Raw genomic sequence first — 12,736 nt, forward strand, 5'->3', positions numbered from 1 at the left:
GGGCGCTGTATAAAGGACTGCGCTCATCCTTTAAAAATGTTGAGTAAACTCAACATGGCAACAGCGACCTGTTACATACCCATGTAGTGTGGCTAGTAACAAAAGACACATCGGTCATAAACGTATCATAGACCCCTTTTTCAGCTTCAATTTTGTCACTCGAGACAAAACCTGAATCGCGCAAGATATCGAACACAAATTCACAACGTTAAAAAATTTCCAATGCGCAAAACTTATGAAATAACAGCCTGAGCCTGGCTAAAAATCCATTTCAGTAACGCAGTGCTTATGGCGTAGTGCCCATAAAAACAAGGACACGTTGGCCATTTTTAACTCCCCCAGTTAAAGATAAGGGAGTCGTTCGGGGTGGGAATGAGACCGTCCGAAAAAGCACTGAAGTCTTAATATGAATAAGCATGAATGATACGATTTCACATGCGGTACATCGGCGACGGTTGACTCTACCTTCTGCATGCGCAGTTAAATAAGAAAACTATAAGCCCCATGCCTGGGCAATGAGGCCAGCCCGAACTGACGTCATCATGTTGGGCACAGAGCGGCCAATGCGCGGTGCGCAGGCTGCTCGTTGCAATCAACGGCAATGGCCAGGTTACGCAGCGCCGTTTCTTAATTGGGTTTTGGGACATGTGCGCCACTTCGTCACAATAGATCGTCTACCCCAGTTCAGTCTGGCGCTGATTGGCGGGCTGTGCGCTGGGGTGATCACCGGCTGAAAACCGATCTGTCGAGCACATAGGCGCCTCTGTTTGGCACTGGCCGAGCCTCGCTTCGTCATTGCACCTGCGTGAGGGCCAATTGATCGCCCAATCGCGTCTGTACGCTTTCCAGCATCAAGTTGAGGATGTTATCGGCGCTGCATCGGTCGGGCTCGCGGCCAGCCGATGGGCACGACCTGGACGTTTGATCACACCGCTACCGTGTTGGCCGATGGCAGCTATACCGTGCAGGCCCGGGTGATTGATACGGCGGGCAACAGAAGCCCACTGGCCACTCAAACGGTCACCGTTGACACCTCGCTCCCCTCGGCGAGCATTATTCCTGCCTTCGGCTCGATCAGTCTGGACTTGGGGATCAGCGCCAGTGACTTCATCACCCGCGACCGAACCTTGTTGTTCAACGGCACGCTCACGGCGCCTTTGAGCAGCGATGAAACGCTGCAGTTCAGTATTGATGGCGGCACCACCTGGTCGGCCACGACCGTCAGCGGCACCAACTGGACCTATGACAACACCGGCTTGTCGCTGGCGAACAATACCTACCTCGCCCAACTGCGCGTGATCGATACCGCCGGCAACGTCGGGCAGAGCGCCCAGCGGACCGTGGAGATCTATAACGCGGTGCCCGCGGGCACGGCGTCGGTCACCGGCATCACGCTCGACAGCGGCACCAGTGCCACGGACTTCAGCACCAGCGACCAAACCCTGGTGTTCAGCTTGACGTTGGCCGGGGCCCTGGGCAGCAACGACTTTGTGCAGATCTCCCTGGATGCGGGCAGCACCTGGCACGACGCGACGCTGTCCAGCGGTAGCACCTATGTGTATGACCACACCGCCACTACCTTGGCACAAGGCCTGTATACCCTGCAGGCCCGGGTATTCGATGTGGCCGGCAACACCAGTGCGGTGGCGACACAAACGCTGCAGATTGATACCACGGCCCCCTCCACGGGCAACGCGGTGGCCATCACCACCTATACGGATCTGGTCAACCTGCAAACCGGCAACTTTGCTGACGGCACGCTCACCAATGACCCCGCCCCAAAACTGAACGGGACCGTCAGTGGGCTGAACGCCAGCGACGTCGTGCAGGTGTATGAAGGCACCACCTTACTCGGTCTTGCCACCGTCACGGGCGGGGCCTGGAGCTATCAACTGGCGGCGACCTTCGATGGCAGCCATACCTACCACGTGGTCATTGCCGATGCCGCGGGCAACCAAGGCACGGTCTCCAGCGATTTCACCTTGATCGTGGACACCCAGGGGCCAAGCGCCAGTGCCACCATCAGCATCACCACGATCAATGCCGACAGTGGCGTGGGCAACGACTTTGTCACCAACGACAACACCCTGATCTTCAGCGGTGTGCTGGGGGTGTCTCTGGTGGCTGGGGAGTCGGTGCAGGTCAGCCTGGACGGCGGCAGTACCTGGTCGGGCGCCACCGTCACCGGCACGGCCTGGACGTTTGATCACTCCGCTACCGTGTTGGCCGATGCCACCTATGCCGTGCAAGCGCGGGTGGTGGATAGCGCCGGCAACATCGGTCAAACCGCCAGCCAATCGGTGGTGGTCGATACGAGCGCGCCAAGCGCGAGCATTACGGTCAGCATCATCGGCATTTCGCTGGACACCGGTACCAGCGGTAGCGACTTCAACACGGCCGACAACACCCTGCTCTTTCTGGGCAATGTCGGGCTGCCATTGGGTACGGGCCAACACGTAGAGATCTCGTTGGACAATGGGCTCACCTGGCTGAACGCGACGAACACCGGCCTCACCGAATGGCAATACGATAACACCGCCAACATCATGCCCGACGGCGTGTATACCGTTTTGGCCAGGGTCGCCGATACCGCCGGCAACATCGGTCAGACAACCAGTCAAATGGTCTCCATTGACAGTACCGCGCCCGTTGGCAACTCGATCGAGATCCTGGCGGTTTCCCCTGACTCCGGCAGCCCTACCGACTTCATCACCAACAGTCCCAACCTGATCTTCAGCGGTATCATCACCTCACCGCTAGGGGCCGGGGGCAATGTAGAAATCAGCGTGGATAATGGCCTGACCTGGGCCAACGCCGTTGTCACGGGGACCACCTGGAGTTTTGACAACACCGCCAATACCCTGGCCGACGGCAGCTACAACCTGCAGGCACGGATCACTGACGTGTTCGGCAACGTTGAACAGACCGCCGTCGAAACCCTGCGCATCGACACCGTGGCGCCAAGCGCCAGCGCCACCGTGGCCATTACCACCATCAGTGTCGACACCGGCACGGCGGGCGACTTTGTCACCAGTGACAATACCCTCACCTTCAGCGGCACCCTGGGCGCCGCCCTGCAAAGCAATGAAGATGTCAGGATCAGTCTGGACGGCGGAGCAACCTGGCAGATCGCAACGGTCACTGGAACCACCTGGAGCTTTGACAACACCGCCACCGCCCTGGCTGACGGCAGCTACACGATTGAGGCCCAAGTCTTCGACACCGCAGGCAACCTCGGCCAGAGCGCCAGCACCGCCCTGACCATCGACACCGCCACCCCTATGGCAAGCGTGGCCATCAGCGGGATCACCACGGACACCGGCACCACCGGGGACTTTATCACCAGCGATCAAACACTGCTCATCACCACCACCCTGACCGGCACGCTCAACGCCGGTGAGAACGTGCAGATTTCTCTGGATAACGCAGCGAGCTGGAATAACGCCTCACTGGTCAGTGGCAGCACCTACGCCTATGACCACAGTGCCACCCCCTTGGCTGAAGGCAGCTACACCTTCCTCAGTCGGGTCATCGATGGGGCCGGCAATACCAGTGCCGTGGCCTCCCAGGCCGTGACAGTCGATATCACCGGACCCACCGTCGGCTACACCGTCAGCCTTGACACCTACACCGACAACGTCTTTGCACTGCTGGGCGACTTCGGCACAGGCACCAGCAGCAATGATACCACCCCCGTGCTGAACGGCACGGTCAGCGGCCTGGCCAGCGGCGATACGGTGCGGGTGTATGAAGGCGCGACCTTGCTGGGTGTCGCCACCGTCAGTGGCAACACCTGGAACTACCAACTGGGCACCACCGCCGAGGGGGCGCACACCTATCACGCGGTCATTAGCGATGTGGCCAACAACAACGGTCTTTCGTCCAGCAACTTTACCCTGACCGTCGACACCGTAGCCCCGAGCGCCAGCGAAACCATCACCATCGGCGCCATTAACGCCGACAGTGAGGTGAGCGGTGACTTCAACACCAACGACAACACACTGATCTTCAGCGGCGTATTGGGCACCACCCTGGCCGCAGGACACAGTGTGCAGTTCAGCCTGGACGGTGGCGCGACCTATAACGCCGCCACCGTCAGCGGCACCACCTGGAGTTATGACAACAGCGCCAACGCCCTGGCGGACAACACCTACAACCTCAAGGCGCGGGTCGTCGATGCCGCGGGCAACGCAGGCCAAACCGCCAACCAAACCCTGGTGGTCGACACCTCCGCCCCCGCCGCCGCGCAAACCATTGCCTTCACCTCCATTACCCTGGACTCGGGGACCAGCAGCACCGACTACATCACCAGTGACAAAAACCTGGTCTTCAACGGCGTGCTGGGGGCCGCGCTGCTGGCCGGGGAAAGCGTGCAAGTGCGGCTTAACGGCGCCAGCTGGTTCAACGCCTCCACCAGCGCCCTGACCTGGAGTCACGATCACACGGCAACCACCCTGGCCGATGGCGCCTACACCGTCGACGCTCGCGTGGTAGACATTGCCGGCAACGTCGGGCAGACCGCCACCCAACTGGTGACCGTCGACAGCACCGCCCCCACCGCCACCCTCACCATCGGCGCCGTCACCAGCGACACCGGCATCACCACGGACTTCAAGACCCAGGACACCACGCTGGTGTTCTCCGGCACCCTCAGCGCCACGCTGGGAGCCGGCGAAGAGGTACTGTTCAGCATGGATGGCGGCACCACCTACTTCAGCGCCACCGTGTCCGGCACCACCTGGAGCTACGACAACAGTGCCAACACCCTGAGCGATGGCATTTACAACCTCAGGGCGCGGGTCGTGGATGCCGCAGGCAACTTCGTCAACACCGCCAACCAAACGATGACCGTCGATACCACCCCACCGAGCGCATCGATTACCATCACCTCAATCACCACCGACTCGGCAATCGCCACCGACTTCATCACCACCGACACCACCCTGATCTTCTCCGGCACCTTGAGCAGCACACTGGCCACTGACGAACGGGTGGAGATTAGCCTGGATGGCGGAACATCCTGGTCGACGGCCACCGTGACCGGCACCAGCTGGAGCTACAACAACACCGCCAACGTCATGGCCAGCGGCGCCTACACCGTCGTCGCCCGAGTCATCGACATTGCCAACAACCTCGGCCTAAGCACCACCCAAGTGGTGCAGATCGATACCGTAGCCCCAACGGCGACGGCAACCATCAGCGCCATCACGACCGATAGCGGAACCAGCAGCACCGACTTCATCACCAACGATCAAACGCTCACCATCAGCGCCACGGTCACCGGGACCGTGGGCAGTGGGGAAACCGTCCAGATCAGCCTGGACAACGGATCGACCTGGAACACGGCAACACTGGTCAGTGGCTCGCTCTACAGCTTCAACAACACCGCCAACACCCTGGCCGCCGGCAGCTACAACTTCCGGGCCCGGGTCGTGGACACCGCCGGCAACATCGGCACCGTATCGGCCGCCACGGCGGTGACCATTGATCTGGTCGCCCCCGCGATGAGCGCCGTATCACTCACCGCCATCACCACCGACACCACCGCCGGGCTGGTCCTGGGCACAGGCAGCACGACCGACAGTGCGCTAAACACCGACCTCACCACGCGTGATCCGTTACTGACCGTCAATGGCAGCTATACCGGCAACGTACTGACAGGCGAGTTTCTCCAGATCAGCACCGACGGCGGCACGACGTGGACCAACGTCACCACCTTTAACAACACGGCCAAGACCTGGAGTTATACCGATCCGGTGGCCAGAACCAGCGCCACCACCTATCAACTGCGCGCCATCGACATCGCCGGTAACGTGGCAACGGGCACCGCCTCAACGGTGGTCACCGTGGACAGCACCGCGCCGCTGATCACCAGCCTGATTGCCCCGGTACTGACGAGCGCATTTGATACGGGCGTGGTGGGCGACAACATCACCACCACCACGACGGCCATCACGTTCAGCAGTGCGACCAGTGGGCTGGGCGAAGTGGGTTCCACCCTGGTGCTCATCAATGACATTGATAATGACGGTATCTACTCGCAAGGCATCGACTCGATTTTGGCGATGACCACGGTGGCGGCGGGAGGGAGTTGGTCGTTGAGTACGGCGGGGCAGGCGGTGGGCAGTTATCACCTGGCCTTTATGGGGGTGGATGCCGCGGGGAACAGGAGTTTGCAATCGAGCGTAAGTCACCTGAGGGTAGTCAGTTCGGACCTGGCAACTACCGTGTCGGCCCCTTACGGCACCACCCAATTTTCAAATATTGTGGGTCTGAGTGAGAGTGGCAGTTTCAATATAATATTATTTAATAACGCTGGCACATTTATGATTCATCAGCCAGGCATTGTAGTGGGCGACTTCACATCCACCTCAGTTTCAAATGGAGGCAATCCAAACGCTGCAATATTTGTGGATTTCCTGCGAACCGGCTACCAAGGCGTTGTTTCAATTAATGCATCAAATGCCGTCGTTGCTTTAACTACGCTAAATAATGATTCTTATTCTGTCGTTACGTTAAGTGGTAATAATCGGACGTACGGTGGCGTGGTTGCCTATGACAAAACGGGGGATGGCTATCTTGATTTTGCCTTTGGTGATATGGCCAACACTTCGTTGACTTTCGTGACCAATACGTCCGGGACACTTACCTGGATGAATGGCACTGCCACCACAGGCACAGGTCGCCCCACTGGTACGGGAGTAATCAATAACTATGCTGAAGTGTCTGCAGTGGACCTGAACAACAATGGCACGGTCGACATTGTTGAACACACCAATGGTAGTGGTATTTTTGCGCTTACGACATTCATGAACAGCCAGCTGACAACAAATACATTTGTATTGACCAGTTTGGCGGGGGTCTTCGCTACGCCATCTGGTAGTACTAATGCGGTCGCAATGACGTGGGCTGACTTTAATAATGATGGTTTCATGGATTTATACTTGGACAAAGGTCGCAATGTGACCAATACCGCCGATAGTAATGCAGGTCGGATTTACTGGAATAATCAAAGTGGTGGCTTCGGTACCGCTGCGGGAACTGCCGGGGGAACGGCAACCTATTTTAACGATACGCTGAATGGGTCAGGCTCGCTGGCGCTCGATTGGAATCACGATGGCAAAATGGATATAATCGAAGTTCCCGCAAACGGTGTAAGTGGCAATATTGTTTGGTATGCAAATCAGGGGAGTGGTTTTTTTGATGTTGGAGCAAGTATTGGGGTTGCGGCCGCGAGTAATTTTTTAGGGGTCAGCCCTATGGACTTTAATTGGGATGGCGCGGCAGATCTATTTTTAAACGTAGTTCCTTCGGGGTCACCATTCCAGACTTTTATCTATAATAATAAAAATGTTGAAGATGGGACTAGTATGCATCTGCGGATTTTTGACCTTCAGGGTGTCAATGTTTTTTATGGCAATACAGTGCAACTTTTTAACTCTTCCGGTGTGCTGGTGTCCTCCCAAATCATCAACCCGCAATCCGGATTAACCACTAATGACTCGTCTGCGCTGGTGTACTTCTACGGCCTTAGCGCTTCAGAGACCTACACAGCTGTATTATTGAAAAGTGTGGCTGGTGTTTCAAGTGACGTGTCCGGTGTTGCAACGTTGGGTGGCAACAGCATTGAAAACGTCAACACCACCTGGACTGGGTTAACAGCCGGCCTGGCCACTAGCAACTATGTACTGTCCGCGGAAGCCGGCAACAACAATGCCAACGGTAATTTCATCGGTACTGGGTACAATGACACCTTCTTCGCTACTGCAGGCACGGACACCTTCATAGGCGGCGGCGGATGGTTAACCCATTACGGTACACCTGCCTGGCAAATCACTCGCGGCGAAGACATCGTGAACTTCACTCTTGCAGGCACGACCGGGGTGACCGTGAACCTCAACACTGCCACGGCTCAGGCCACCGGTTTTAACACCGTGACCCTGACCGGTATCGAAGGGATCATTGGCGGGGGCGGAAACGACAGCCTCACCGCTAACAGCACCGCTAGCGTGAACTCACTTCTTGACGGACGTGGCGGCAACGACACCTACACCATCACCGCTGGCGGTCATACGCTGCTGACCTTCACCAATGTGAATAACAGCGATGCTACCGGTGGCAACGGTACTGACACAGCAATCGGCTTCGGCCTGGGCAACATCAACAGTGTGGCCGCCGCCGATATGATTGATCTTAGCGCCTTGCTGACAGGCTACACCGGTACGGCCTACGTCTACACCGATGTCACCACCGCCAAACCGGTATTGGATAAAGCCTCAGAGGGGCTGATGAATTACCTGAGTGTCACCAACAACGGGACTAACACCTCGATCAGTGTCGACCGCGACGGTGCAGGTTCAACGTTCTCATCCTCCTTGGTGCTGACACTGAACGGGGTGGCCACGGACATGGAGACCTTGTTGATCAATCACCAGTTGATTGTATAAAGCGACGTTGTGAGAGGGGAGCGTTTTCATGCGCCCCTCTCATGAAGCGGTCATTGATCTCGAAATTTGGGAAAGAAGGGCGCGCAGAAGACGAATCAATACAGGGGGTGTAAAGCGTCGGACGTTAGGTCCGTTTCCCAGCCTGGTGCTTGCTTGTAGCAGATTTATACGATTTCACTTTTAACCCGGCGTAGCCGTCTCCAAATGCGCCGGGTTATTTTTTTGTTAGATGACGATGAGGCACACTGCGAATTTTGCTCATGGTGTTATGAGCGGGTAGAGGCGTGGGTGAGAGTTTGAGTTGATGTACTGTCTTTCCTGGAGCGGCGTCGCCGCTGGAGCCCAAAACAAAAACTGGCGATGGTTCGCGAGAGCCTTGAGCCAAGGCTAAACGTTTCGCTGGTGGCTCGGCGTCACGGCATCAATCCCAACCAGTGGTTCCTGTGGCGTAAGCTTTACCAGGAAGGCAAGTTTGTCGACGGTCAGTGCCGGTGAAGCCGTGGTACCTGCCTCTGAACTGCGCGATGCGCTCAAGCAGATCCGTGAACTGCAACGGATGCTGAGCAGGAAAACGATAGAAGCAGAAATCCTCAAAGAGGCCGTGGAGATTGCCCGGTCGCGAAAATAGGTTGCGCACTCACCCTTGTTGCCGGAGGGCGACCAGTGAAGCTGATCAGCAAATGTCTCGATGTAGCGCGCTCGCTATTAACGGTTCGAATCAAGAAATCGGTATCGCCCAAAGTACGGCGAAGCAGGCCTGTGGACGACGCTGATCTGGTGGTTGAGATCCAGCACCCGGTCAGCGAGCTGCCCAGCCATGGCTACCGTCGGGGCTGGGGATTGCTGCGTCGCGCCAGTGAATACAGTCGCTACCGGCGATCAATGTGAAGCGGGTTTACAGGGTCATGCAGTCAACAAATTATCAGAGATGAGCTGGTTTAAACTCGGCATGGTACTTCACGCCCAACGCCCCCATGACTTTCATGATGGTGGCCAGGCTGGGGTTACCAGCGCCGGACAATGTTTTGTAACGCCCTTCGCGGGTCAGAACGGTATCACGCGCCAGTTGGGCCATACCGCGAGCACGGGCAATATCACCTAGACTGGCAGACAACAACGCCGGATCGTTCTCTTCAAGACAGGCTTCCAAGTAGAGCGCCATGTCTTCCTCTGTTATAAAATGGTCCACAACGTCCCATTTAGTCAGTTTGTTTGCTGTCATGACACTCTCCTAAAGTTCTCGGCCAGCTTGATGGCGGTTCGAATGTCTTGGGCTTGAGTGGACTTGTCACCCCCGGCCAGCAAGACAATGACCTCATAGCCCCGCTGGATGAAGTACACACGGTAACCGGGAACATCATCGCCATGTTGTCGCTGCCAAGCGTTTCGCGTGGATCGACCATCAGATTTGGCAAGTGTTATGGCCAGGGCTGTCCGTCGGCATGCCATGAGAGTGCCCATTGGGTAAAACAACGATACCTTCGTGTAGTGGGTCAACGGCACTGGATTTTTGCCACCAAGGAAAAAGTACGCGGCATGAGCAACCCGCTTGGCTTTTTGTCGCCGCCAGTGTTTCGATCGTTCGGCATATCAAAATATGCAGTGCAGCGAACCCGTTCGATCCGGCATGGATGTCTTACCTTGAGCGCCGAAGAGCGCATCGTCAGGTACCCGGCCTCACTCAGGCTGCTGGAAGGCTTGAGCCGTATGAGGGGTGACTCTCAAGTACGGTTCTGAGGGGAGGCAGGAGTGGTAACACTCCTGCTTTACCCGACTGAAAGCGCACATCGGCGTCGGTGCCGAGTCGGGTTCAGTCCATAGCCTGGCGGGCACGGCGGCCAATGTGGCGGACGTAACACCGGTCGATCAGTTGCTGCATGGCGAGGAAACTTACGTCTACGGCGACGCGGGTTACACCGGCGTGGACAAGCGCCCGGCGTACCAGGGTCGCCAGATGATCTGGTCGATTGCCGCTCGCCCAAGCAGCTATGTCGCCTGCGGCGCTCGAATGCACTAAAACACAGGTACGGGCCAAGGTTGAGCATCCATTTCGCGTGATCAAGCGCCAGTTCGGCTATACGAAAGTGCGCTTTCGTGGCTTGTCGAAAAACATCGCTCAGCAGACGACGTTGTTGGCCTTGTTGAATCGTAACTGATCCATAAACCCCACCTATCCAAACAGGCGGCGTCTGAGGTGGGGAGGAATCAAATCATGCTGGCGCGGAGGCCATTCGCGGCGTAGCTACTTCATTTTTTGTGGCTTGATATCCACCACCGTGCCCGCTTGTACGTTTTTGATCGGTGAAAGCAAGTGCGGCGAAATATTCCAGCGTTGGCTGGTGTCGGTTACCACTGTGACGGTCTTGCGGTTGAACTTCATGACGGTACCGGACAGGCGCTCACCACTGGGTGAGTCGAAGCTTACCCGTGCTCCTGGATGGAACTGCATCATCGATTTATGAGCTTCCAACGACTCCAGCATCTTCAGCCGTTCGATAATGTGATGATTCAATGTCACTAACTCATCGACACTCAGATGATCAATATTGATACTCATGTTGCCCTCCAATTCCAGGGTAGTAGCGCTTCAACGTCTTCAACCGACTCAGCCTGCGGTAATCGCTCCAGTACATGGCGCAGCCACGTATAGGGCTCCTGGCCGTTTGCCTTGGCGGTCTCGACCAGACTGTAAATCTGCGCACTGGCTGCGGCGCCCTTGGGCGTATCGCTGAATAGCCATGCTTTGCGACCGATCACAAACGGTTTGATTGCTCTTTCGGCGGCATTGTTGTCGATCGGTAAAAAGCCAGCCTCTATATAACGCTCCAGCCGGCTCCAGTTACTGGCCAAATAACCCACGGCCTTGCCCAAGGCACTTTGTGATGTGACCTGAGGATGAGTTTTCTCCAGCCAGTTTTTTAACTGGCTGAGCACCGGCAAGCTCTGTTCTTGGCGACCGGCAAAACGCTGTTCATCAGTCATCTCTTTCAACCCACGCTCGATGCCGTATAACTTGTTGATCATTGTCAGCGCCACATCGGCTCGACCGGCTTTGCCCTTGGGCTGCACTTTTTGCGCATCGACAAACTTGCGCCGTACATGGGCCATGCAGGCCAAACGCTCGATACCCGGCTGCGCGCCCAAAGCGTTATAGCCGGCGTAATCATCGGTCATCAGATAGCCGCGATAGTCGGCGAGCAGCCGCAACGGCACCTCCTGCGCTCGGCTGGTGGTGTAGTCAAACAGGATGACTGGGCGCTCCGGTGGGCCACTGGCTTGTACCCACATCCAGGATTGGCTGGTCGGGTCTCGGTCTGGCTCTTTCAGCACCTGCACTCGCGTTTCATCGCAGTGAACAATCGGACTCTCCAGTAACCGATCACGCATCAGATTCAGCAGTGGCTGGAAGTGTTCGCAGCACTGGATCACCCAGCGCGCCAAGTTTACGCGGAATATCGACACCGTGACGAGCGAGGACTTTTTCGAAACGGTGCAGCGGCAGGCCATCGACGTACTTGGTGGTCAGCAGCATCGCCAATACGCTGGGGCTGGCCATGCTTTTTTCGATCAGTTGCGCGGGTTTGTCGGCGGTGACCGGTGCTGTTTCGCAGCCTCGGCAGCCGTAGACCTTGCGGATATGTTTGATCACCCGGATCTGCATCGGCACGATCTCCAGCTGTTCGCTGGTTTCTTCACCGATGGCGTGTTTGCGGCAACCGCAAGCGCAGGTCAGTTCGTGCTCGCAGAGTTCGTGGATGACCTCGATGCGTGGCAAGTCAGCCGACAGTGGCTTGCGTTTGCCACGGCGCTTGGTCGGGGCGACAACTTCTCCGTCAGCTTCAACGGGCGCTGGCGTGTCGATACTTTCGGCTTCATTAAACAGCAGCAGTTGTGGCGTCGCCGGATCAGCGGTCTGCTCTGACTTGCGCCCGAACAGGCGCTGACGAAGTAGCGCATTCTCTTCTTCAAGAAGAACGACTTTCGACTGCATCTGAGCAAGTAATTGCTTGAGCGCAGCCAGGTCATCGGGAAGGTTGTCGGGCATGGAAATCATGGCCCGGATTATACCCAATCAAGCAACGAATCGCGGCGTCAAAACCTGATGCGGACGGTTGCGCCAGAGATCAAAACCGTCGAGCAGCCAGTTCAGTTCCTGAACCGTCAGCACGATGGCTTCGTCGGTGGCATCGGGTGAGGTTTTGAAACGCTCGGACTCCAGGCGCTTGAGCCAAAGGCAGAAGCCATTGCATTGGTAAGTAGGCCGTAGGAGTTTCACCTTCAGCCTCTCG

Annotated in this window: 4 protein-coding genes and 3 pseudogenes; 3 read left to right on the forward strand and 4 right to left on the reverse strand. The window is 57.0% G+C overall.

All coding sequences use genetic code 11. The features are described 5' to 3' along the window. Positions 1-902 precede the first annotated feature (902 nt). Positions 903-8,447, forward strand: a complete 7,545-nt coding sequence (locus ACYZTX_RS00440; protein WP_462032504.1) for a beta strand repeat-containing protein — start codon at positions 903-905, stop codon at positions 8,445-8,447. Positions 8,448-8,756: 309 nt separating this feature from the next. Then, a pseudogene (locus ACYZTX_RS00445) lies at positions 8,757-9,358 on the forward strand (transposase); the annotation flags it as partial. 11 nt (positions 9,359-9,369) lie between these two features. Here ACYZTX_RS00445 and ACYZTX_RS00450 read toward each other — a convergent pair. Then, positions 9,370-9,669, reverse strand: coding sequence for an addiction module antidote protein (locus tag ACYZTX_RS00450; RefSeq protein ID WP_462032505.1), 300 nt, complete (start codon positions 9,667-9,669; stop codon positions 9,370-9,372). 552 nt (positions 9,670-10,221) lie between these two features. On the opposite strand from ACYZTX_RS00450, the pseudogene ACYZTX_RS00455 reads away from it, so the two are divergent. Further along, positions 10,222-10,603, forward strand: a pseudogene (locus tag ACYZTX_RS00455) (transposase); the annotation flags it as partial. A gap of 86 nt (positions 10,604-10,689) precedes the next feature. Here ACYZTX_RS00455 and ACYZTX_RS00460 read toward each other — a convergent pair. The 3 genes and pseudogenes from ACYZTX_RS00460 to tnpB all read right to left on the reverse strand — a co-directional run bounded on the left by ACYZTX_RS00460 (position 10,690) and on the right by tnpB (position 12,723). Continuing rightward, entirely contained in the window at positions 10,690-11,004 is a 315-nt protein-coding gene (locus tag ACYZTX_RS00460; protein ID WP_129444071.1) for a hypothetical protein, read from the reverse strand. Then, a pseudogene (gene tnpC, locus ACYZTX_RS00465) lies at positions 11,001-12,501 on the reverse strand (IS66 family transposase). The gene ACYZTX_RS00460 and the pseudogene tnpC overlap by 4 nt, the downstream one beginning before the upstream one ends. 18 nt (positions 12,502-12,519) lie before the next feature. After that, positions 12,520-12,723, reverse strand: a complete 204-nt coding sequence (gene tnpB, locus ACYZTX_RS00470; RefSeq protein ID WP_462032506.1) for an IS66 family insertion sequence element accessory protein TnpB — start codon at positions 12,721-12,723, stop codon at positions 12,520-12,522. Between the last annotated feature and the right edge of the window lie 13 nt (positions 12,724-12,736).

The organism is Pseudomonas sp. MDT1-17, from assembly GCF_054898105.1.